This is a genomic window from Flavobacterium branchiarum, from assembly GCF_030409845.1.
Taxonomy (GTDB): Bacteria; Bacteroidota; Bacteroidia; order Flavobacteriales; family Flavobacteriaceae; genus Flavobacterium; species Flavobacterium branchiarum.
This window is the reverse complement of record NZ_JAUFQQ010000003.1, coordinates 1,838,419-1,862,694: the sequence shown is the minus strand read 5'-3', so window position 1 is coordinate 1,862,694 and position 24,276 is coordinate 1,838,419. Positions and strand designations below refer to the sequence as shown.

23 protein-coding genes are annotated in these 24,276 nt (G+C 32.7%); 16 read left to right on the top strand and 7 right to left on the bottom strand.

Annotated features, from left to right (window positions below):
* Window positions 1-11: 11 nt before the first annotated feature.
* Window positions 12-1,085 carry a LacI family DNA-binding transcriptional regulator gene (locus tag QWY99_RS08905; protein ID WP_290263907.1) on the bottom strand — a complete coding sequence of 358 codons (1,074 nt, stop codon included), beginning with the start codon at window positions 1,083-1,085 and terminating at the stop codon, window positions 12-14.
* 235 nt (window positions 1,086-1,320) lie between these two features.
* Here QWY99_RS08905 and QWY99_RS08900 point away from each other — a divergent pair, with 235 nt between their 5' ends.
* From QWY99_RS08900 to QWY99_RS08885, 4 genes are all read left to right on the top strand, one after another.
* The gene (locus QWY99_RS08900) at window positions 1,321-1,770 is read left to right on the top strand and encodes a NanQ anomerase/TabA/YiaL family protein (protein WP_290263905.1); all 450 of its coding nucleotides are present in this window, start codon (window positions 1,321-1,323) and stop codon (window positions 1,768-1,770) included.
* A 4-nt stretch (window positions 1,771-1,774) separates the two neighbouring features.
* Entirely contained in the window at window positions 1,775-2,443 is a 669-nt protein-coding gene (locus tag QWY99_RS08895) for a bifunctional 4-hydroxy-2-oxoglutarate aldolase/2-dehydro-3-deoxy-phosphogluconate aldolase (protein WP_290263902.1), read from the top strand.
* A 5-nt stretch (window positions 2,444-2,448) separates the two neighbouring features.
* The gene (locus QWY99_RS08890; RefSeq protein WP_290263900.1) at window positions 2,449-3,261 is read left to right on the top strand and encodes an SDR family oxidoreductase; all 813 of its coding nucleotides are present in this window, start codon (window positions 2,449-2,451) and stop codon (window positions 3,259-3,261) included.
* A 72-nt stretch (window positions 3,262-3,333) separates the two neighbouring features.
* Complete coding sequence (locus QWY99_RS08885) at window positions 3,334-3,894, top strand: DUF2911 domain-containing protein (protein ID WP_290263896.1); 561 nt, start codon at window positions 3,334-3,336, stop codon at window positions 3,892-3,894.
* An 812-nt stretch (window positions 3,895-4,706) separates the two neighbouring features.
* Here QWY99_RS08885 and QWY99_RS08880 read toward each other — a convergent pair.
* Window positions 4,707-5,567: an AraC family transcriptional regulator gene (locus QWY99_RS08880; protein WP_290263893.1), complete on the bottom strand. Its 861-nt coding sequence runs from the start codon at window positions 5,565-5,567 to the stop codon at window positions 4,707-4,709.
* An 81-nt stretch (window positions 5,568-5,648) separates the two neighbouring features.
* Between QWY99_RS08880 and QWY99_RS08875 the strand changes: the two genes are divergently transcribed.
* The 5 genes from QWY99_RS08875 (at window position 5,649) to nadB (ending at window position 11,299) form a co-directional block, all read left to right on the top strand.
* Window positions 5,649-6,815 (top strand): MFS transporter, encoded by a 1,167-nt coding sequence (locus QWY99_RS08875; protein WP_290263891.1) that lies wholly within the window; start codon window positions 5,649-5,651, stop codon window positions 6,813-6,815.
* Entirely contained in the window at window positions 6,812-7,567 is a 756-nt protein-coding gene (locus QWY99_RS08870; RefSeq protein ID WP_290263889.1) for a metallophosphoesterase family protein, read from the top strand. Before QWY99_RS08875 ends, QWY99_RS08870 begins: the two co-directional genes overlap by 4 nt.
* Window positions 7,568-7,741: 174 nt before the next feature.
* Window positions 7,742-8,368 carry an MCP four helix bundle domain-containing protein gene (locus QWY99_RS08865; protein WP_290263887.1) on the top strand — a complete coding sequence of 209 codons (627 nt, stop codon included), beginning with the start codon at window positions 7,742-7,744 and terminating at the stop codon, window positions 8,366-8,368.
* A gap of 455 nt (window positions 8,369-8,823) precedes the next feature.
* On the top strand, window positions 8,824-9,756 hold the full coding sequence (gene nadA / locus QWY99_RS08860; protein WP_290263884.1) for a quinolinate synthase NadA: 933 nt from the start codon (window positions 8,824-8,826) through the stop codon (window positions 9,754-9,756).
* A 19-nt stretch (window positions 9,757-9,775) separates the two neighbouring features.
* Window positions 9,776-11,299, top strand: a complete 1,524-nt coding sequence (gene nadB / locus QWY99_RS08855) for an L-aspartate oxidase (protein ID WP_290263881.1) — start codon at window positions 9,776-9,778, stop codon at window positions 11,297-11,299.
* Window positions 11,300-11,758: 459 nt separating this feature from the next.
* Here nadB and QWY99_RS08850 read toward each other — a convergent pair whose 3' ends face one another.
* The 3 genes from QWY99_RS08850 to QWY99_RS08840 form a co-directional block, all read right to left on the bottom strand.
* Window positions 11,759-13,009: an MFS transporter gene (locus QWY99_RS08850; protein WP_290263878.1), complete on the bottom strand. Its 1,251-nt coding sequence runs from the start codon at window positions 13,007-13,009 to the stop codon at window positions 11,759-11,761.
* A gap of 19 nt (window positions 13,010-13,028) precedes the next feature.
* The gene (locus tag QWY99_RS08845) at window positions 13,029-13,187 is read right to left on the bottom strand and encodes a hypothetical protein (protein ID WP_290263872.1); all 159 of its coding nucleotides are present in this window, start codon (window positions 13,185-13,187) and stop codon (window positions 13,029-13,031) included.
* Between the two features lie 78 nt (window positions 13,188-13,265).
* Window positions 13,266-13,862, bottom strand: coding sequence for a TetR/AcrR family transcriptional regulator (locus QWY99_RS08840; protein ID WP_290263869.1), 597 nt, complete (start codon window positions 13,860-13,862; stop codon window positions 13,266-13,268).
* Window positions 13,863-14,077: 215 nt separating this feature from the next.
* Between QWY99_RS08840 and QWY99_RS08835 the strand changes: the two genes are divergently transcribed.
* The 6 genes from QWY99_RS08835 (at window position 14,078) to QWY99_RS08810 (ending at window position 18,619) form a co-directional block, all read left to right on the top strand.
* Window positions 14,078-14,809, top strand: coding sequence for a YggS family pyridoxal phosphate-dependent enzyme (locus QWY99_RS08835; RefSeq protein WP_290263866.1), 732 nt, complete (start codon window positions 14,078-14,080; stop codon window positions 14,807-14,809).
* Between the two features lie 29 nt (window positions 14,810-14,838).
* Window positions 14,839-15,546 carry an AAA family ATPase gene (locus tag QWY99_RS08830; RefSeq protein WP_290263864.1) on the top strand — a complete coding sequence of 236 codons (708 nt, stop codon included), beginning with the start codon at window positions 14,839-14,841 and terminating at the stop codon, window positions 15,544-15,546.
* A 182-nt stretch (window positions 15,547-15,728) separates the two neighbouring features.
* A complete protein-coding gene (locus tag QWY99_RS08825) occupies window positions 15,729-16,028 on the top strand; it encodes an ArsR/SmtB family transcription factor (RefSeq protein ID WP_290263861.1) in 300 nt (99 codons plus the stop codon).
* A gap of 13 nt (window positions 16,029-16,041) precedes the next feature.
* Entirely contained in the window at window positions 16,042-17,145 is a 1,104-nt protein-coding gene (locus QWY99_RS08820) for an NADH:flavin oxidoreductase (protein WP_290263858.1), read from the top strand.
* A gap of 93 nt (window positions 17,146-17,238) precedes the next feature.
* The gene (locus QWY99_RS08815; RefSeq protein ID WP_290263856.1) at window positions 17,239-17,976 is read left to right on the top strand and encodes a DsbA family oxidoreductase; all 738 of its coding nucleotides are present in this window, start codon (window positions 17,239-17,241) and stop codon (window positions 17,974-17,976) included.
* A 199-nt stretch (window positions 17,977-18,175) separates the two neighbouring features.
* Complete coding sequence (locus QWY99_RS08810) at window positions 18,176-18,619, top strand: DoxX family membrane protein (RefSeq protein ID WP_290263854.1); 444 nt, start codon at window positions 18,176-18,178, stop codon at window positions 18,617-18,619.
* A 5-nt stretch (window positions 18,620-18,624) separates the two neighbouring features.
* Here QWY99_RS08810 and QWY99_RS08805 read toward each other — a convergent pair whose 3' ends face one another.
* Complete coding sequence (locus tag QWY99_RS08805; RefSeq protein ID WP_290263851.1) at window positions 18,625-19,545, bottom strand: EamA family transporter; 921 nt, start codon at window positions 19,543-19,545, stop codon at window positions 18,625-18,627.
* A 107-nt stretch (window positions 19,546-19,652) separates the two neighbouring features.
* Between QWY99_RS08805 and QWY99_RS08800 the strand changes: the two genes are divergently transcribed.
* The gene (locus QWY99_RS08800) at window positions 19,653-21,074 is read left to right on the top strand and encodes an aminotransferase-like domain-containing protein (protein ID WP_290263849.1); all 1,422 of its coding nucleotides are present in this window, start codon (window positions 19,653-19,655) and stop codon (window positions 21,072-21,074) included.
* 609 nt (window positions 21,075-21,683) lie between these two features.
* Here the strand turns inward: QWY99_RS08800 and QWY99_RS08795 are convergent.
* Window positions 21,684-23,942: an acyl-CoA dehydrogenase family protein gene (locus tag QWY99_RS08795; RefSeq protein ID WP_290263846.1), complete on the bottom strand. Its 2,259-nt coding sequence runs from the start codon at window positions 23,940-23,942 to the stop codon at window positions 21,684-21,686.
* Window positions 23,943-24,276 lie beyond the last annotated feature (334 nt).

Here is a 24,276-nt window from a genome sequence, read left to right as displayed (position 1 = left end):
AAAGCAAAATTTTAAATCCCTTTACTTATCGATGAATAGTTCTCTTTCAAAACAATCTCGAGGGGCATAAAATAGGTGTCTTTGACAGGTTCTTGTAGTACTACTTTTTTATATAAATAATCAATTCCAATGTATCCTTGTTCTTCAGGTTTTTGATTAATTAAAAAATCAATTACACCACTTTTTAAATATTCTACATTCTCTCTCAGTAAATCATAACCAATAATATGAACTCCTTTAATATCATTTTCTTGCAGAAAACGAGCTACAAAATAGGCTCTAGAGTTAGTTACAAAAACACAATTAACATCTTCAAACATGGCTTTATTTAATTGATTAATGCCAGAGCCCTTAATTGAAATTTCCGAGAATTTAAAATCGGAAAACTCATCATGATCTTTAAAAAATGAATAGAATCCATCTATACGTTGTAAATAAGCCGAAGTACTATCTATTTCTCTGGTTATCTTAAAAATTAAAATTTTCTTTTCTTTTTTTAAAGAAAAACTAACAAGCCGACCTGCTAAATAACCGCTCTGAAATGCATCCTGACCTACATAAGCATGTTTTTGATATCTTGCTATATCAGTATCAATCATAACAATTGGAATGCCTTTCTTTTTATACTCATTAAGAAAATGCAACGATTCTTTGTAAAAAATTGGAGCGAAAAGTAATCCGTCACACTCAAAATTCATTATTTTTTTTAGATACTTTTTGAAAGATGTTGTATTAAAATCAAAGAAAAAATAATTCAAAACAACTCCGAATTTCCCTAATTCGTTTGCCGCTTTTTCAATTCCAGAAACTTGGCTTTTCCAATACTCGATGTTTTCATATTTAGGTAAAAGCACTGCAAAATGAAATTTTCTATTTAAAGTAAGACTGCTCGCAAGAATATGTCTTTTATATCCATATTCTTCGATTATAGCATTTACTTTACTCACATTCTCTAAAGTAACTTGCCCACGATTATGGATAATCCTATCAACTGTTCCTATTGAAACATTGGCTAATTCTGCTATTTTCTTAATTGTTATAATACCAATTCTCTTTATGTTAAAAGTAATTCTATGTAAATACAAAATTAATTCTTATTATTGAAGATAACTTGTTATGGATAACATTTTACATACATTTGTTTCAATCCGTGTATGTTTACTGGTGATTTTACTTCTATAACCAATAAAAATTATCCATTTTATGGAATTAAATATTGGGAAAACTCCATAATTAGGTCAAAAAAAGCATACAACAAAAAATAACATCTTCATATATCTTAAAAGAAGAGCTTCAAATAATTAGAAAATTAAAATTAAAATGATAATAGACTCATTAAATAACGCAGTAACATATTATAGCTTACATCCTAATTTCAAAAAAGCATTTGACTACATAAAACAAAATGACATTGTAAACCTTAGTGAAGGAACATACCAAATTGCAGAAGGATTAAAAGCTATTGTTATTGTAGGCGAAGGAACCACAAAAGAAGAAAGCATTAAAGGTTTTGAATGCCATGATAAAAACATTGATATTCAAATTTCAATTCAAGGTCCTGAATTTTTTGCATGGAAACCAAGAGAAAAATGCAATAACCCAAATGGAGATTATAGTGATGAGAAAGATGTTCGTTTCTTTCATGATGCACCAGATATGTTTTTTCAATTACACGAAAATCAATTCGCTATCTTATATCCCGAAGATGTTCATGCTGCAATGATTGGCAACGGAACACTAAAAAAAATCGTACTAAAAGTAAAAATATGACACTATGAATACTATTCAGAATACAATAGATACTATATTAAAACAAGGGATTCTTCCGCTTTACTTCAATACTGATGAAATTATTAGTTTAGCAATTCTAAGAGCGCTCTATAAAGCTGGAATCAAAGCAGTAGAATATACTAATAGAGGACCTGAGGCAATAGCTAATTTTAAGAGAATGATTATTATTAGAGACTTAGAAATGCCCGGAATGCTATTAGGAATTGGTACAATAAAAAATATTGAACAAGCAAAACAATATTATGAAATTGGAGCAGATTTTTTTATAAGTCCAGGTTTTGTTCCTGAAGTCTCTCAATTTTTACAAAGTAAAGAAAGACTTTATTGCCCGGGATGTATGACACCTACAGAAATTATTACTGCTGAAAATGCTGGAATTAAATTCATAAAACTTTTCCCCGGAAACATTCTAAGCCCAAAATTCATGAGCAATATTAAAGATATATTTCCTTCAATATATTTTATGACAACTGGTGGTGTTGACACAACACACACAAGTATTAATAACTGGTTTTCTGCAGGTGTTTCAGCAGTTGGACTGGGTAGTAAACTTATTACTCAAGAGCGCACAGACAACGGAGATTATGATGGCATCGAAAGTGAAACTAGAAAGGTGCTACAAATAGTACAGATAATACAAAAACAATTATAAACAATATGGATTCAGTTTTTAATCTAAAAGGAAAAATTGCTCTAATAACTGGTGGTGCTGGAGTATTGGGAAGCAATTTTGCTACAGTTTTAGCGCAACAAGGTGTAATTACAGGAATTGTATCCCAATCGATTGAAAAGGCAACCAAAATTGTAGAAAAAATACAAAATAACGGCGGACAAGCTTTTGCAATGCAAGCTAACGTATTAAAAAAAGAAGATCTCGAGAAGGCTAAAAATTTTATACTAGAAAAATATGGCCGCCTTGATATTCTCATAAATGCTGCAGGCGGAAACATGCCTGGAGCTACCATAAGTCCGGATCAGGCAATATTTAACATGAATCTAGATGATTTACAAAAAGTAGTAGATCTAAATATAATTGGTACCATCTTGCCTTCGCAAGTGTTTTCGGAGTTATTTGCAAAACAAAAAGAGGGTAACATCATAAACATTTCGTCAGCATCAGCACAAAGACCTTTGACGAGAGTTGTGGGTTATTCGGCTTCAAAAGCGGCTATTGATAATTTCACCCAATGGATGGCAGTAGAATTAGCTTCTAAATATGGAGAAGGAATTCGTGTAAATGCAATTTCTCCTGGCTTTTTTATTGGTGAACAAAATAAAGCTTTACTATTAAATCCTAATGGAAAACTAACTCCTAGAGGTCAGAAGATTATTGATCAAACTCCAATGGGAAGATTTGGAACACCCGAAGATATAAATGGAGCACTCTTATTTTTATGCAGTGATATGTCCAAATTTGTAACAGGAACTATCGTTAAAGTCGATGGGGGATTTGCAGCTTCAAGCATTTAAAAAAGAAAAGAAATAATATGATTTATGTTCATTATTTTTTTACTTTGTGTAAAACATATAACAATCATGAATATGAAAAACTTAAATTTACTATTAATCATCTTATTGACAGCATTTTCGGTTAACGCACAAGATGTCAATTTTGCTCCTTTGGACAAAACCCCAGTTGACATTAGCTATTATCCGCATAAAGCAGTTAAATCTAAAAAAACAGATACGCCAACTGCTGTTATCAAAGTCGTTTATTCAAGACCCTCAGCAAATGGACGTACCATTTTTGGAGAACTAATACCATTTGGTAAAGTTTGGCGTCTTGGAGCCAATGAAAATACCGAAATCAAATTTTACAAACCAGTTACAGTTGGTGGAGTAAATATTCCAGCGGGAACTTATAGCTTATTTGCTATTCCTGAAAAAGACAAATGGACTATTATTATCAATAACGAAACTGATTTATGGGGAGCTTATGCTTATGATGAAAGCAAAGATATTGCGAGAGTAGTTGTTCCTGTTAAAACTGTATCAACTCCTATTGAAGCATTATCAATAGCTTTTACCAATAAAGGTTCAGTAGCTAATTTAACGATTGGTTGGGACAAAACAACTGTTGAAGTTCCAATAACAATTAAATAAATTATTCTGCATTAAATCAAATACAAAAAAGGCACTAATTGTAAAAAATTAAGTGCCTTTTTTATTGTTACAAAAACTGAAGAAGGGAGAAGTAATGAGAAGGAAGAACAAAGAACAAAGAACAAAGAACAAAGAACAAAGAACAAAGAATAAAGAACAAAGAATAAAGAACAAAGAATAAAGAACAAAGAATAAAGAACAAAGAATAAAGAACAAAGAATAAAGAACAAAGAACAAAGAATAAAGAATAAAGAACAAAGAATAAAGAATAAAGAATAAAGAATAAAGAATAAAGAATAAAGAACAAAGAATAAAGAACAAAGAATAAAGAACAAAGAATAAAGAACAAAGAATAAAGAACAAAGAATAAAGAATAAAGAATAAAGAACAAAGAACAAAGAACAAAGAATAAAGAATAAAGAACAAAGAATAAAGAACAAAGAATAAAGAATAAAGAATAAAGAATAAAGAATAAAGACTGAATACTGAGACTAAAAACTGAGAGTGAGACTAAAAACTGAGAGTGAGACTGAATACTGAGACTGAATACTGTCACTAAAAACTTCATTAGTACGAAGGTTCATATTCTCAATTTTATCACTCTGACGAAGGAAGAATCTCATCAAGCTATTCGTCAAAGTATAAAGAGCTACATGTGGGTTTCTTCGTCCCTCAGAAAGACAAGATTGGAGATACAGTCCTTCGACTCCGCTCAGGATGACATTGTAACTGATTCCTGAGACTGTAAACTGCAACTGTAAACTGATTACTGAGACTGATTACTGAGACTGATTACTGAGACTGAAAACTGATCACTGAGACTGATTACTAAAAACTAAACTCCTCACCTCTTTAGGATTAAGTCCAGTTTGTTTTTTAAGGAATTTATTAAAATGACTGACATCTGAAAAGCCAAATTCATTACTTATTTCTTTCATCAAAACAGTGCTATGTTTAAGACGGTTTTCAATCAATCTATATTTATAATCGTCAATGTATTTTTTTATAGATCCACCCGTTTGTCTTTTAAACAAACTACTTAAATGATTGGGCGCCATATTAAAATGAGCGGATAAAACTTTGAGATTTAAATTAGCAGGGGTACGTATTTCTTTGTGAATATAATTCATAATTCCGACAAGAAGCCCTTCATTTAAAATCGCATTAGAACCCAATGAGTGAAAGGCATTTTTCTTTATAATTGCAAATACACTTCGGATTAAATAAAGAAGTACTTCATGAGAACCATTCTGACTTCCTCCATCCCATTCGTCAACAATTAATCGCATGAGCTGACTAATTTTTTCTAACTCTTGAGGAGAATCAACCAACTTCCCATCCAAATTACTACTTATCCCAAGCAATTGATCTAGAACTTTATTCCATTCGTTTTTAGCGGTCTCCGATGAAGTTCCGTCGAGATAGCGATTATTAAATTTCAATACGCTGAACTCTGTTTTCTTTTCTATTATAAAAAGATGATAATCAGATGGACATAACAAAAACACACAGCTACCTTTATACGGGACTTCCCCGCCATTTAACTGGTGCAATCCACTGCCCGAATGAATAAAAACTAACTCAAAATGATTGTGATTATGAACTGGAAACGGCCATATTTCGGTTGTGAAATGCCGAATAAATAAAGGAGTATGCTGAATAAATCGTTCCACTAATTATAATTATTTTTACAAAAATACAGTTTAAATGTACAATTTTTATTTTTAAAGCTATAATAGCTTTGCAAAAAAAAAATGAATAAGACGAGCTTCAAACCAGCGGTGATTCCGCTAATGGCAGTATCAGCAGGTGTAATTGTTGCAAACATATATTATAATCAACCCATACTTCAAGCAATTGCTTTATCACTTGAAGTTACCGAAACCCAAATCGGAAAAATTTCGATGCTCTCGCAATTAGGATATGGATTGGGTATGTTTTTCTTACTTCCTCTTGGAGACAAAGTCAATCGAAAGAATCTTATTCTGTTACTGTGTTGTTTATTGGTTCTGACTTTGTTTTTTATAACATTGACATCTTCATTGACAGTATTATACATACTAAGCTTTTTTGTTGGTTTATTCTCCACTCCAGCTCAAATTATACTTCCTATGGCTGCTACTTTAGGTAAAGAGAATAGAGGTAAAAATGTGGGTGTTGTTTTCAGTGGCATATTAGTTGGAATATTAGGCGCTCGTGTTATTAGTGGTACCATAACCGAATTACTCGGATGGCGTTATGTTTTTGGAATATCCGGAATAATGGTGCTTGCTGTAACATTTATGCTAAAATTATATTTACCAGAAGTACCTTCAAAATTTAAAGGCAGTTATTTTAATCTAATAAAATCAACTATAGCTCTCATTCCAAAATATCCTGTTTTACGACAAACTGCACTTTTAGGTTCTTTTACGTTTGGTGTGTTCTGCTCGTTCTGGACAACGCTTACCTTTCATCTTAGTAGTGCTCCTTTAAATTATCATTCGGGAATAATTGGACTCTTTGGCTTGATTGCGATTGGAGGAGCATTGGTTGCCCCTTACTTCGGAAAATTAGCAGATAAAGGCAACATAAGAAACTCATTAATTACAACAGTTTCGATGATAATAGGCAGTATTATACTCCTAAAACTCTTCCCCTATTCCATTCCTGTATTAATACTTAGTGTTTTCTTTTTGGATATAGGTGTTCAAGCAACTCAAATCACTAATTTTACACGTATATATAGTTTACACGAAGAAGCACATAGTAGACTAAACACCATATATATGACAACCTATTTTATTGGTGCTGCAATTGGAACTTATTTCGGACTTTTAAGTTGGAAGATAGGGAAATGGGATATGGCAACATCACAAATGCTTTTATGGAGTGTAATAGCATTAATAATTGTATTTTTTTCAAATAAACGTAAAGCATGAAGCGCATAGCAATAATTAGTGACATACATGGGAATTTACCAGCACTAAAAATAGTTCTAGAAGATATAAAACAAAGAAATATAGATCAAATATATTGCTTGGGTGATTTAGTCGATTTTGCTCCTTGGCATAATGAAGTTATCGAGTGCATTAAAGAATTAGATATTCCTTGTTTGATGGGGAACCATGACGAACGCATTGCATTCGACTATGAAGTAACTCCTTTAGCAAAACACAATCAAGAGGAAAGAGCAGCCCGAGAAAACGGAATAAAGTATACAAAACAAAGTATAAAACGAGAAAACAAAGAGTTTTTAAAAACACTTCCCGAAAGGTTTTTATTAAATTTTACAATTTCTGGAAAAGAAACAAAAATACTACTGGTACATGCCAGTATCAGAAGTAATGACGAATATATCTATGAAAATCATAGTCTCGCAGATGTTCAATCGATGCTAGCCCAAGAAAAGGTAGCTATTATCATTATGGGACATACCCACAAGCCCTACGTAAGACATGTTGAAGCTACAGAGGAATCTCCTGCAGGAACGCTAATCAATTGCGGCTCTGTAGGGCGATCAAGAGAAAATAGTCCATTGGCTACCTACTTGATCTTACACATCGATGAAGAAAAAATCGTTCCAGAAATTATCAAGCTTGAATACCCTGTGAACGAAGTAATAAAAGCAATAGAAGAAAGTCCAATACCTAATTTTTATGCAGATTTTCTAAAAAAAGACTTGGCTATTTAATTAATTCATAAGGAAACTAAACTGAGATTAGGTACAAATTATAATGATTATGGTGTTTTTAATTTATCTTAAATTTCATTTTTTTTGGAAATATCCAACAAGCACATTTTGAACTGAAATGACAAAATTGTTGCAAATAAATAATTATATTGCGTTATATATTTTTAATATAATATGATGGGTTTAAAAAATAGTAGTAAGAAGACTAAAGTCGCGTTTGTACTGGCAATTGTAATGCTAATTATAATACTAAGTACCTTTAATACATTACGAAACGCCGAAACTACTAATGAAAACATTAATGCAATTTATAAAGATCGTTTAGTTGTTTCTACTTATATATTTCATTATGCTAATGAATTAAACCTTGTGAAAGCAAATGCTATCAAAGACAATAATGACATCGAAAAAGCCGATGCAATTATTACATCTATCCACAACATTAAAGCAATAAATTTATTATATCATAATACCGTTTTAACTCCCAAAGAAAAAGAAGATTTTAGTGTTTTTATTGCAATTTGTGCCAAAATAAACAATCTAGTACAAGAGAAAAAATGGCAAGAAGTTGAAAGAGCGGCAGATCAAGCATTAGTTACTTTAGAATCGCTTTCTAAAATTCAAGTTGATGAAGCCAAATTACAATTGGAGAATGCCAATAAAGCATATAATCAATACAATATGCTGGCTCAATTAGAAATAGCGTTGTTAATAGTTCTTGGTATTACTATACTATATTTATTATTAACCAAAAGACACAAACGAGTTATTAAAATCCCCGAAGGACCTAGTCTTAATTAGCCTCGAATAAACTTATTCATAAAATCAATCAAAGCCTGTAAGTGCACAATTTATTTTGCATTTACAGGCTTTCTTCTATTATGTTACTTCTACTTCGTGAGAAATTGAATATTAAATCAAAAAAAAGGTGTTTCATGATTTAAATCATAAAATAGAACTAACCTCAATAATATCTTTACACTGTGAAATCCCAAAATTATATTTTAAATAATTATAATTTAAGATGTTATAAAAAACAATTGTAGTATAAATTATTGAATAAATTTCTTCTAGACTGGATACACTATTTTGAAATTGTAAAATATGTAATAGCCCCCATCAAAAGCAAAACAATTCTATAAAATGCGTTTTCGGTTTGGAAGTTGTTTATATCAAAGTTCCTTTTTTAATAAATAATAAAATATGTTTTAGATATTCTTCTTATCTAATCTAATACTGTATATAAAAATAAATACATGGATAAATCATTCTTAGTTTCTGAAATAAATCGATTAAAACAAGAAAAAAATGCGATTATCCTCGCTCATTACTACCAAGAAAAAGACATACAGGATATTGCTGATTTTGTAGGTGATAGTCTTGAATTATCAAAAAAAGCGGCAACCACAGATGCAACTATAATAGTTTTTGCAGGCGTATATTTCATGGCAGAAACAGCCAAAATTCTTAATCCAAATAAAAAAGTCCTCTTGCCAGATTTAAGTGCAGGATGTTCACTTGCAGATGGATGCTCTCCTCAGAATTTTAAGAAGCTAAAAGAATTATTTCCTGAGCACGTAGTCGTAACTTATATAAATTCTTCGGCAGAAATAAAAGCCATGAGTGATTGGGTATGTACTTCTTCAAATGCAAAAAAAATTATAGACGCAATTCCAAAAGAACAAGAAATAATTTTTGCTCCTGATAAAAACTTAGGAATGTATCTGAAAAATGAAACAAAACGCGATTTATTACTTTGGGATGGTTCGTGTATCGTTCATGAAGCCTTTTCATTAGAAAAACTAGTCGAAATATACAATACAAACCCAGATGCAAAAATTGTTGCACACCCAGAATCAGAGAGGCATATTCTGGAAACGGCACATTATATTGGGTCAACATCTGGAATGCTAAATTTCATCAAGAATGACTCAGCTACTACTTTTATTGTAGCGACTGAAGCAGGAATTCTTCACCAACTTGCAAAAGATGCGCCACAAAAAGTAATTATTCCTGCCCCATCATACGAAGATAATACTTGCGCTTGTAGCGAATGTGCCTATATGAAAGTCAACACATTAGAGAAACTTTATTTATGTCTAAAAAATGAAAGCCCCGAAATTAGCATCAATGAAGAATTACGAATAGAAGCTATAAAGCCAATAAACAGAATGCTCAATTTGCCATAAACCTAAAAAATTAATCAAAATGAAGAAAGCTGATATACTTATAATTGGTTCAGGAATAGCAGGTTTGTTTTTTGCCATAAAAACGGCGCGAAAACGTCCCGATTTGTCTATTGTAATAATGACCAAAGAAAAAGCTCAAAACTCTAATACTCAAATGGCACAAGGTGGCATTGCTGTTGTTACAGATCATATTGAGGATAGTTTTGATAAACACATTCAAGATACTATACAATCTGGCGGCGGACTCTGTGATAAAGAAATCGTTAGTATGGTAATTAACCAAGCGCCTGAGCGATTAAAAGAGCTAATTGATATTGGCGTTTCTTTTGATAAAGATAAATCAGGAATTTGGAATTTAGGTTTAGAAGGCGGTCATTCACAACACCGAATTTTGCATCACAAGGATATATCTGGAGCAGAAATCGAAAAAAACCTTATAAAAACATTAAGCCATCTATCTAATATAACACTATTAGAAAATCATTTGGTTATTGATATAAATACCAAAAAAAACAAAGGAAATCCTTACTGTACGGGAGCTTTTTATTGTGACAAAATCAATAACCGAATAAAATACATACAAGCAAAAACCATTGTATTAAGTACGGGCGGATGCGGACAGCTGTTTAAAAACACTACAAATCCAGAAATTGCTACAGGCGATGGAATTGCTATAGCATCAAGAGCAGGAGCTTTAATAAAAGACATACAATACATCCAATTTCATCCCACAGCACTGTATGAGGGCGATAAAAATCCTTTCTTTTTAATATCAGAAGCTGTTAGGGGGTTTGGAGCTCATATCGTTAATGAAGATGAAAAACGTTTTATCTTCAAGTACGATACCCGCGGAGAATTAGCAACCAGAGATATTGTTTCGCAAGCCATAAGCGAAGAAATGGAAACTTCAAGAAAACAACATGTTTATTTAGATTGTCGCCATTTGGATTTTGAAGAATTTTATAACCACTTTCCGTCTATTACAGATTATTGCAAAATAATTGGTTTAAATCCAAAAACAGATTTAATTCCTATTGTTCCTGTTGCTCATTATCAATGTGGAGGTGTCAATGTCAACAAAAACTCTGAAACCAATGTAAAAAACTTATACGCTATAGGAGAATGTTCTCGAACAGGATTACATGGTAAAAATAGGTTGGCTTCAAACTCCTTATTAGAAGCTTTAGTTTTTGCGCACCAGGCTTCAAATCAGATTGAGAAAACTATCGATGGACTATCTTTTTCATCAAAAAAAATAATGCAAGATTTTGACGAACCCTTAATTAATATACATACTGATTATTTTATTCAATTAAAGACCGAATTACAATCGTTAATGACATTATATTATACAAATAAAGACACCGATTTCCGAAAACTATTAGACAAAATGGAAACTATGAAAATGAAAACTGTCTCATTACTATATGAAAAGCAAAAAATTACAACGCAACTAATAGAATTTACAAACATGCTTACTGTTGCTAAAATTGTCATTGAAAGTAATATGCGCCATTTTTTCGAAAAAAATCCAGCTTATTAAGTCGAATAAATATAATTTCCAAAACCTTTATCTCAAACTCTATTCGAGGTAAAATACCATTTTAGTCGAAAAAATCACGAACTAAAATTACCTCTAATAAAAATTTAATTACAACTAAAAAGCCACTTGTAAAGATTCACAAGTGGCTTGTTTTTTTGATCTATAATTTAGGTTGTAGTATCTTAGTCTCAGTGTTCAGTCGCAGTGTCATCCTGAGCGTAGCCGAAGGACAGTCGCAGTATTCAGTCGCAGTCGCAGTGTCATCCTGGGCGGAGCCGAAGGACAGTTGCAGTTTTCAGTTGCAGTATATAGTCTCAGTATTCAGACTTCTTTTATCTCACATCTTTCATCTTTTCTCTAACATCTTACTTCTAACATCTCACATCTTTTCTCTCACATCTTTTCTCTATCCTCTTTTCTCTTTTCTCTTTTCTCTCACATCTTTCATCTAACATCTCACTATTCCATATTCCCACTCTTCTCTTTCGACTTAACCAATTGATTCACTCTCCAAATAAAGAAAATCGAACAAATAGAAACAACAGAGACGACATAACCTAGAACATCATAATTTTCTAATGGTGACGTTTTAGTTTCTTGATGAACAATCAATCCAGCACATATGGCACCAATACCACCAGCTATTTGTTGCATCGAAGAAGTTATAGACATATAAGCACCACGATCTTTCAATTCAGGAATACCAGTATTAAGTGTTGTTGCAGGAACCATACGACTCATAAGCCCCATGAACATAATCATAGTAAGCCCCACAATTTGCCATAAAGGAACAGGACCAAGACTAGTATAAATTAATATGATTACAATTGCTAATAAAGAACCACCTGTAAACAACCAAAACTTGTTAACCTTGTCACTTAGTTTCCCTACAATAGGCATTATAAAAAGTACTGAAATTCCGGTATAGAAAAAGATCATTGGTAGATCTAATTGGCTAATTTTAATGTTATTTACCAAAAAAGTACTTCCGAAAGGTTGTAGCATAAAACCGCCAATTGATAAAAATGCAATAGCCAGAAAACCAACTTGATAATCCTTATTACTTAAAGTATGCCATAAATGTAATAAAGGACTTTTATCAGACTGAAATTCAAGGTGTTTTACTACTGGTTTCATCTTGATTACAATTGTAACAAGTATAAGAATCCCTAAACCAGCAATCATTAAAAAAGACGAATGCCATCCCCAATGATTGGCAAAATAAAGCCCTAAAGGAATTCCTAAAATCTGACTAGAAGCAAACGCCATTTGTATAAACCCCATCACACGACCACGCTGATGAATCACAAATAAATCGGTTACGATAGCCAATGATATAGAACCGATAACACCACCAAAAAGTCCAGTTACAATTCTAGCTGCAAGTAACAAAGCGTAATTGGTTGCTAAAGCACAACAAACAGTTCCTATAATAAATCCTGTATAAAAGAAAACTAACAACTTTTTTCGGTCAAATTTATCAGCGAAACCGGCTGCAAGTAATCCAGATATACCAGCACTAAATGCATAAGCTGAAACAGTCAACCCAAAGTTAGCGGTAGTCATATCAAGTTTTTTCATTAGTATATCCCCTAGTGGAGAAATAACCATAAAATCGAGAATTACAGTAAACTGTAAAAGCGCCAATAAGACAATAATATATTTTTGATAAGAAGAAAATGGGGGTATTTCTATTTTTGTTTTTTCCATTTGAAAGATTGAATTTTTATTAATTTAATTCTTGGCACTCATACCCAAGACCATTTATTACATTTATAATTATTCCAGTAGTTAGGGAATCCGAAACGATGCGTAAAACACAATCTACATCTTCTGTGTCAATGCTCCATTTCAAAATAGCAATATGATCGCTGAGTGTCTTACTCACAACACAATTAGTATGTAACTGTGTAATATTTGTTTTAAAAATATAAATGTTATCTAAATCCGGTTCCATAGTATTTGTTTATGGTTTTAATCCTCGTATCGAGGCCTGAAAAGCTTCTCTCATCATTTCTTGAGTAAGTTTAAAAGGTCTACCGCCTAAACTTTTACCTTCATTATGAAAATTAAGTAAAGTATATAAAGGGCCGTAGGCAATACTCCAGAAAACTTCAAATTGCATCTCGATTATTTCCTTATTCTGCAATGCATTATTAATAAATTTCTTCATTATAATCCTAAAATCAGAAAATTTAGTCGTCGAATTCAATATATCTTCAGCGTGCGGAGATTGCTTAATTACTTCAAAAAAGGCAACTTTTTTAGGGTGTTTAAATGTAAATGCTGCGCGATTCTGCCATTGAACCCATAAACCTTCCTCAAAGTTCATATCGGGTGAAAAATTTTCTATTGTAAATGAAAAGAACTCAAGAGTAACTTCGGTACCTATTTTTTTTATTAAATCGTCCTTGTCCTTGTAATAAATATAAAGTGTTGCTACCGAAATGTTACAAGCTTTCGCTAACTTATTCATACTAAAACCCTGAAAACCATCTCGCACAATTAATTCTATCGCATTAGCAACAACTAATTTCTCCTTATCTGCATCTCTTACTCTCATACTAGATTTTTTTTAGCAAATACAAAACATTAAATGAATGAACGTTCTTTTATTAAAGTTTTATTTTCTAAAAAATAGTAACCTTAAAGTTATGCATTAAATAAATGCTTTTTATTACAACTTTTATAATCAAAATATTAAACCAAAAAACTGGACCCGTAGTTAAAATAAAACTGGACTAACTCCTAAAAATCAATACTACTTAACTTTGCAAAATGAAAGAAATCATAATTTCAAATCTAAAAAAAGTCCATGATCGCATCGAAAAAGCTTGTATACTATCTGGCCGAAACCGATCGAGTATACAATTATTATTAGCAACTAAAACTGTCCCAGCCAATGACATTCGTATAGCTATTGAAGCAGGTGAGTTTTTGATTGGTGAAAATAAAATGCAGGAATTGCGAGATAAAAATTTAGTACTACAAGGACTAAACATCGAACGCCATTTTATAGGACATCTGCAAACCAATAAAATAAAAGATGTTTTAAAATATGCTACATGCATTCAATCTTTAGACAGACTTAGCTTAGCTCAGGAGTTAGACAAACAACTACAAAAACAAGGAAAGATTCTAGATGTCTATGTACAAGTAAACACTTCGTCTGAAGAAAGTAAATTTGGACTTGCTCCAAATGATGTCGTTGCATTTATCAAAGAAATAAAAAAACATGACACTCTGAATATAAAAGGATTAATGACAATTGGATTGTTAGATGTACAAAAAGAGAAAATGCAACCATCACTTAGATTACTCCGAGAAACAAGAGATCAAATTTATGCCGAGGGAATAGAAAATCAAAATAAACTACTCCTTTCTATGGGAATGTCACAAGATCTAGAATTAGCTATTGCCGAAGGATCTAACATAGTAAGAATAGGTACATCAATCTTCGGAAACCGATTTTTAGGAAAAGAAATCTGGAATGAAAATATTGCAGAATAAACCATAATTTTGCAACAAATTAATATGAGATGAATCTATACGAACTTACCGTAAACGATACCGAAAAAATAGCCTTGAGCGATTTACTTTTCAGTGAAGAAAATAGAGCTGCCTTATCACAAACAATAAAAGAACATCAATATCTTGACGAATTAAAGAAATACAATCTTAAAGTAGATAATAAGATATTCTTGCATGGGCATTCGGGTTGTGGGAAAACAACCACTGCAAAAGCAATTGCAACTGCACTAAATAAGAATATTATAATAATTAATCTTAGCACATTAATTAATGCGCGAATAGGTGAAACTTCTAAAAACATTAAGGCACTATTTGATAAAGCGAGTAGAGAAAAAGCGGTTTTATTTTTGGATGAATTTGACCAAATTGGAAAAAGTCGTGAAAGCGATGATAAAGATGTAGGCGAAATGCGCAGACTAGTAAATACAATTATTCAACTAATTGATTATTTTCCAGATGATAGCCTACTTATATGTGCAACAAATCACTATAACATCATAGACACAGCATTGTTAAGGAGATTCCAAATACGATTGAAATTTGAAATGCCCGACGAAAATCAATTGGATATATATTACGATAAGTTACTAGCTACATTCCCTACCCACCTACAAGATATGCCGCGTAAGTATAAAATATCTTATGCCGAAACTAAAGATTACATCCATACAACAATGAAAAAACAAATCATTGAAGAATTGGAGCTTCAAAAATAAATTCACAAGGAAATCCTTCCCTCTTACATCCTAACAGGTTTATACAATCTGTTAGGAAGGCACTGTAAAACCACACTACTTAATTATACTACAACAAGTTAACTACATCGTTACAATCATAAAATTTTGCTAAATACGTTTTTGTATATTGACATATCGGAAAAACTCGATATCTTTGCGCTATGGAACACATCGAAATATTTAAAGCATTATCAAACAAGTCCCGACTTCTTATGTTGGAATGGCTAAAAGAACCAGAAATAAATTTTCCGATGCAACAACCTTGTGGCTTTGAGCATGGTGTATGTGTTGGAGAAATACAAGCAAAGTCTGGGCTTACGCAATCGACTGTTTCCGAATATTTATCTATTCTTCAACGTGCAGGATTCATAGAATCAACTCGTGTTGGACAATGGACTTATTACAGACGTAATGAAAAAGCTTTTACAGAACTAAGTAAAATAATAGAATTCAATTTATAAAAAGAGCATTAATATGAGTACAGATAGTTTATTTACGCCTTTTAAATTAAAGACGTTAGATCTTAAAAATAGAATTGTAATGGCGCCTATGACGCGTTCATTTTCCCCTAATGGAGTCCCAACAGATGAAGTAGCAAAATACTATCAAAAAAGAGCTGAAGGTGAAGTAGGTTTAATTTTATCAGAAGGAACAGTTATTAACAGACCTTCATCATCAAATGATGCTAATGTTCCTCATTTTTATGGTGATAAAGCATTAGCAGGATGGAAAAAAGTAATTGATGATGTTCATACTGCTGGTGGGCAAATGGGTCCACAAATTTGGCATATGGGAATCATGGATAACCACCATTCAGGATGGGTTCCTCCAGTACCTTTTGAAGGGCCATCTGGACTAAACAGACCTGGTTTTAGCAATGGTACTAGCATGACTACAAAAGATATCGAAGATACTATTCTTGCTTTTGGACAAGCCGCGGCAGATGCTAAAAGATTAGGTTTTGATTGTATCGAAATTCATGGAGCACATGATTATCTTATAGATCAATTTTTCTGGGATGCAACAAATCAAAGAACAGATATTTACGGTGGTAAAACGCTTGCTGAACGTACACGTTTTGCTGTAGAAGTTATCAAAGAAGTACGAAAACAAGTAGGTGAAGATTTTGCAATAATCATTAGACTTTCGCAATTTAAACCTGCTGATTATACTTATAAATTAGCCAAAAATGCACTGGAAATGGAAGCTTGGCTTGCGCCACTAGTTGATGCTGGTGTAGATATCCTACATTGTTCACAACGCCGTTTTTGGGAACCAGAATTTGAAGGTAGCGACTTAAACTTTGCTGGTTGGGCGAAAAAAATCACAGGGAAACCAACAATTACTGTAGGTTCTGTAGGTCTTTCAAATGATTTCTTTGGAGCATTTGCAGGCGAAAGTTCAGAACCAACCTCTTTAGACGAATTAACTAGACGTATGGATAGAGGTGATTTTGACCTTGTAGCAGTTGGAAGACCACTATTAGCTGATCCAAATTGGGTTGCTAAAATAAAACAAGGAAAAACGGAAGAACTAAAAGGCTTTACTAAAGAAGCTTTAGCTGAACTAGTTATCTAATAAATTACAGAAACAAGTAATACGTTTCACAAGAAAGCTGCTTACTTTGACCCATTTAAGTAAGCAGCTTTCTAACTTAAAACATAAAAAAACATGGAAATAATAGCAACACCAAAAATGAAAGTAGAAGTTTGGAGTGATATCATGTGTCCGTTTTGCTACATTGGAAAACGAAATTATGAAACTGCACTTAACAAATTTGCTGCTAACAAGGATATAGAAATTGTATGGAAAAGCTTTCAGCTTGATCCACATATTCCTGAGCACTTTGACAAAAAAGAAAATGTTTACGAATATCTTGCTAATAGAAAAGGAATTAGTTACGACGATTCAGTAAGAATGCATCAAGGTGTAGTTCAAACGGCTAAAAATGCAGGATTAGAATACAACTTTGATAATGCAGTTGTAGCCAATTCATTCAATGCTCACCGAATGATACAGTTAGCAAAAACAAAAGGCCTTGGTGATCAAGCCGAAGAGCGCTTGTTTTATGCTTATTTTACAGAAGGAAAAAACTTTGGAGATCCACAAGTTTTAGAAGAATTAGGAAAGGACATTGGTTTAACTACAGAAGATGTAAAAGAATCATTAACCAATGACGAATATGCTGATAAAGTGAAAAGCGATGTAGAAGAAGCACAACAACTTGGTATAAATGGAGTGCCATTTTTTATTTTCAATAGAAAATATGCTATAAATGGAGCACAATCTCCTGATACATTTTTGCAAACTTTAGAGAAATCATTTGGCGAATGGAGAAAAGAAAATCCTGAAACAAAGTTTGATATAATCGATGGACAATCTTGTACTCCAGACGGAAATTGCAATTAATTATTTTAAATAAGTTAATCATAAATAGGTCTTCAGTTTAAAAATTAAGCTGAAGACTTATTTTTTTATAGCCAAACCAATTCATTTAAATCTAAATCATTAAATTTATTATTCTAAAGTAAAACTTTAATAAAATGAAATTGAATAATGACTATGTAGTAAACAAGGAATAACAATGCTATTTTAGAAATATATACAAATGAAAAACACACAACAATTAGCGCAACTTTTTCTAAGGTTAGCATTAGGAATTGGTTTTATATTACCAGTATTGGATCGATTAGGAATGCTTGGCGCTGCGGGTGAGCCGAACGTAGGCTGGGGTAATTGGACCAATTTTGTCGATTATACTAATTCCTTGATACCTTACCTAAATCATAATATGGCTAACATTATGGGGGTAATTGCAACAGCAGCAGAAATTATATTTGGTGTATTACTTATAATTGGTTTCAAAATAAAAATAACTGCTTACGGAAGCTTTCTACTAACATTATCATTTGCTTTAAGCATGCTACTTTTTGCAGGCTACAGAGCACCATTTAATTATTCCGTATTTACAGCAAGCGCCGCATCTTTACTATTGGCAACAATTCCATTTTACAATTGGAGTATTGATAAACTACTTGCTAGTAAAAATTAATCAATTCATTTATCAGCTCCACTAGTTATTGGTATCTCATTTGGTTTATTTTTAAAAATGTGATGCGAATTAAAAATAAATACCGAAATAAAAATAATACTGTATGATAAAATCTGTAAAGGTCCGCTTTGTTCATGATATACAAAAGTTGCCAATCCAAAAGCAATCATCGGATTAATATTCAATAACATTCCTACTGTAGATGAGTTAAGACCTGTAAGAGCAAATAAGTTCAGTAATAATGGGATAATTGTAAAGCCAAGGGCTATAATTTCTATACACAAATAAAATTTAAATTCAGTAGGAATCGGTCCGCTATAAGCAGGGAAAAACGGCAATAAAAACAATGCAGATAAAGTAATATGAAAAGTCAGTACTATGAACTTATCAAAACCTACATTAACTCGCTGACTTACCAAATAACTCGCATAAGTTAATCCGATTATTATACTAAAAAACATATCCATGATATTCGCATAAGACAAAAGCAAACAACCAGTAATACTCAATCCTACTGATATCCATTGTGTTTTTGATAATTTTTCATGCAATATAAAGTAAGCCAATAAAGTCGTTAAAATTGGACAAACTAAGTACGCTAGTGATGTTGCTTTAACGCTCACATGATTCATTACATATATAAATGTAAACCAATTAGCTGTTAAAAATATGCTACCTCCTATATTCAGCAAAACAGTTTTACGCTTTTTTTCAAGTGATAATGCTTTAAAAGTTGCAACAGCTTCTTTGATTTTTTTTCTTTTAAAAACAAAAGAAATAAGTAGTAATAAAATGCTACAGCTAAAAACACGATAGAATAAAATATCCAACGATGAATAAGAATGTATTGGCTTTAGTACGAGACTAAAAAAACCCCAGATTGTATATGCAGTAATAGCTGCTAGGTAATATTTCGAATTCTTCATGAGAAGTTTTTATTTATCTTATTTTGATACCGCAAATTTCTAGAAAATAAAATAGCAATACAGATACAGTTTTATTAAATTGCAGCGCAACAGTTATCCTTTTAAAAATGAAAAATTCCAACTATTTATATTTGCAATTTGCCGACCGAATTGAAAAACAAATCAAATCAGGCCTTTTTAATGTAGGTGATAAACTCCCTTCTATACGAGAAGTATGTGCCGAAACTGGATACAGTATGAGTACAGTTAGCAAGGCTTATTATGAGATGGAGAGTCGTTCTCTTATAGAATCTAGACCACAATCGGGTTATTATGTGAGTAATATTTCGTCACGAACAATCGCTGTACCTTCACCAAGTAGCCCTATAATAAGTTGTGCTAATATTGAACGTGAAGATTTAATCGATCTTGTTTATGGTAGCATGATGAATAAAAATGTAACGATGCTTTCACTAGGTTTTCCATCTAATGAGCTACTTCCTATTGCCAAACTAAACAAAGGAATGGTACAAGCTATGCGTCAATTTCCAAATAGCGCAACTGGTTATGATGAAGTACAGGGAAATCTTAATCTAAGAAAAGAAATTGCACGATGGTCTTTTACTTGGGGAGGCAGCTTAACCGAAGATGATGTAATAACAACTCAGGGATGTATTAGTGCAATATCTCATTGCTTAATGACATTAACAAAGCCTGGAGATACCATTATTACAGAGAGTCCTGTTTACTTCGGAATACTCCAACTGGCAAAATCATTGGGTTTGTACATAATGGAGCTACCAACTAATATGACTACAGGAATAGAACTTGATGCACTAAAGAAAGCCCTATCTACCAATAAAATTACACTTTGTATATTAATGAGCAACTTTAGTAATCCATCTGGGAGTATGATGCCAGTTGAGCATAAAAAAGAAGTTGTTCGATTAATGGAGCATTACAATGTACCACTTATCGAAGATGATATTCATGGTGATTTATACTTCGGCAGTAGTAGGCCAACTAACTGTAAAACCTATGATGAAAGCGGCATTGTGCTTTGCTGTAACTCCGTTTCAAAATCATTAGCTCCAGGTTACCGAGTGGGTTGGGTATCTCCAGGGAAATTCAAAAAACAAATCTTACACACCAAATTATACCATACCGTTTCCTGTACTACAATTACTCACGAAGTAGTTGCTGATTTTCTTAAAAATGGTAGATATGAAAACCACCTTAGGAAAATACGTCAAATTTTACATCATAACAGTATTAATTATATCAATACAATATTAGAATCTTTTCCTGCAGGAACCAAAGTCAGCCAGCCACAAGGAGGATTTTTTCTATGGTTAGAATTGGATAAAAAAATAGACACCGCAGTAGTATACCAACTCGCTATGCAACACAATATCAGTATAGCACCTGGACGGATATTTACTTTTCAAGACCAATTTTACAACTGCATGCGATTAAGTTTTGGATTGCCTTGGAGCAACGAAATAAGACAGTCGATACAAACATTAGGCATGTTGGTTGGGAAAATGTAATTTTTTTTTAAGTACCTATACTTTTACTATTTTAGACAATCTTTTCTTCCTGACGAAGGAAGGAACACATAAATTAGTCCAAAGACAAAGGCTTTGAGGTATTAAGGCGCAAAGGAACAAAGCCTCTGAGGGGCGTATTTTTTATTCCAAATCTTGTTATTCTTCTTACGTGGGAAGAATCTCCTTTAGTAACTAGACAATCTGGGGCTACTTTGTTTTATTTCATGGTGAAATTACTTCATTCCTCAGAATGACAAAAGACCGTTTAAATCCGCGTCATCAGCGTTCCATTACTCACAAACTTGTATTTCTGACGAAGGAAGAACATCCTTTAGTAACTCGAAAATCTGGAGCTAGCTTACTTCAGCTCTTTGCAAAGATTACTTCGTCTAATCACTATCTCGGGTCTTCAAAACCGCTTAAATCCGTTTAATCCGCGTTCCATTTTTTATCACAAACTTGTCAATCTGCATAAGAAACTAAAGGAAAGTAACTCCAGATTGTCGAGCTACTTTGTTTTATATCACGGTGAGATTACTTCGTCTAATCGCTTTCGGGTCTTCGTTCCTCAGAATGACAAAAAAATATCTTCCATTTTTTATCGCAAACTTATTTCAAAATCGGCGCAGCAAGACAACTTTCAGGAATATCAAAAGCATTGACCAACGAAACAGCATCTGGTCTTATATCCCAACAAAGCTGATTAACCATTTTACGTACTGCTTTTGTTTTTACAGCTTCCATATATCCATCTTCAAGATACCAGCCTTTATTCTTCTCTATTTGAGCAAGAGCATACAATTGACATAATTTTGATAGAATAGCTTTTACACTTTCATCTTTAACAGATTCTACAGCAACTTGAAACTGTTCTAAAACAATTCGCTCTAGATACGCTTGAGCTACATCAATCATTTGGTGTTGTACCACATTAAATGCATCATACGGTTCCAATCCGCTATCGATAAGTTTTTTTATACGCTTAGCCGCAGATGCTAAAGTCGTTTTTTCTCGGTGCTGAAATGCTAATAAATGAAACTCATTATCCAATAAATGTGCATCATCTGTTTTACGAGTAGCAATTGGATTCTTCTCAGAAATTACAGTTTTTGCATTTTCATATACATAATTAATGATTCCCACTGCTCCCATCTCTCCAAATGATTTTCTAAATTCAGATAAGCGATTTTTAGCTACCAATTGCATCAATACTGTATTATCTCCCTCAAAAGTGGTATAGATTTCAGTGTCATTTTTTAAAGCGTCTATTCTATTCTCAGACAAATACCCTTTACCTCCACAGGCTTCACGACATTCTTGCAAAATATCCCTCGTACTCCAAGTTGAATACGATTTCATTCCGGCAGCAAGAGCTTCAATTTCCTGCATTTCAGATTCTGTTTTGTTTAAGAAACGACTCGTAAGATATTGCAAAGCAAAATGTACGGCATAGGTTTTTGCAAGTTGTGGAATCAATCGGCGTTGGTGCATGCGATAATTCAAAATAGGAACTTCTGAACCCCCTTCTGGTCCAAATTGTCTGCGTTGATCGCTATATCTAATTGCAATTGCTAATCCTGATTTAGCTGCTGCCAATGCCGAACGTGGAATTCCTATTCGTCCACCAACTAATGTTCCAAGCATGGTAAAAAATCGTCGGTTATCACTTGGTATTGGACTTTCGAATTCGCCTTTTTCGTTTACAGAAGCGAATCTATCTAACATATTTTCTTTTGGAATAACTACATTATCAAAACTGATTGTACCGTTATCGACTCCGTTTAATCCCATTTTATGACCGCAATCACCAATAGTGACTCCTTTTATGGCATTGCCATTTGCTTCTCTTAAAGGCACAATAAAAGCATTTACACCATAATCAACATCGTTGATTATTAGTTTCGCAAATACAGTTGCCATTTGCCCATGTACAGCTGCATTACCAATATATTCTTTCTGAGCATTTGTATTTGGTGTATGAATAGTAAACGTCTGCTCGTCGTAGTTATAAGTAGCTGTCGTTTCAAGTCCTTTAACATTCGAGCCATGATGCGTTTCGGTCATAGCAAAACAACCTGGTATTTTTAATGAACCAATATCTTTTAAATATTTGCTGTAATGTTTTTCTGTTCCCAGCGATTGTACACTCATTCCCCAAAGTCCGAATTGTACACCAAACTTAATCACCAAACTCAAATCATGATAACTAAGCGTTTCCATAATCGCAAAATAATCGGCTATATTTTCTCCTCCACCATATTGCTTTGGATAAGCCATATTGCCTAAATTTTCTTTGGCTAAGATTTTGCACCATTCAAATACTTTTGCACGATATACATTAATATCTGTAGAAGTTTCGTAGGCAAATTCAGGTTTGCTTATAACTGATTTTACTTTTTTTATAATCGAAGCTTGTTCGCCATCAAGAATCTCTGTTAGAATTTTAGTATCAAAACTACTCTCCGTTTTATAATTTGAAGTGAATGAAGTTGCTGTTTTTTTGAAAGCTCCAATAGCTTCTTCACCAAAAACGCCAAGATCATTTTCAAGTTTTGCAAAAGCAGGCTCTAATTCTTTAAGATTTTGATCATCTCCCGAAAGGGCTACAACAATATCAAATATAGTTTTAATAGATTCTTTATCTTGAATACTTTTTTCGATATCAAGTTTCCAATTTGTAAGTTGCTCTCTCGATGGTGGTACTGAAATATCAATTTTAGATAGTAAAACCTCCTTGTCTTCTTCTGTAAGCCAATTTTGTGAACGGATAAATTCTTGCAAAGTAACAAACTCTTTTTGAGTTAAAAGATCATCTGACCAAACGAGATAAAAAAGAGGTATAAAGGATTGGAGTCTTGAATTTTTCATAAAACTTAAATTTTAACTTTTGTTAAATTAAGGAATTTTACGAACTAAAGTGCGTTAAGAATCTCATAATTGTTTTTAAAAGGTGTTGAGGTATTGAGGTTCAAAGTTTACAGTCGCAGTTTTCAGTTTTCAGTTTACAGTCACAGTATTCAGTTTACAGTATTCAGTTTACAGTCGCAGTAAAAACAGTTTACAATTAAAAAACTGTAAACTGAGACTGAGAATACAAAGTCAACAGTCGCAGTATTCAGTTTTCAGTTTACAGTCGCAGTAAAAACAGTTTACAATTAAAAAACTGTAAACTGTAAACTGCGACTGCTCTTCGACTCAGAAC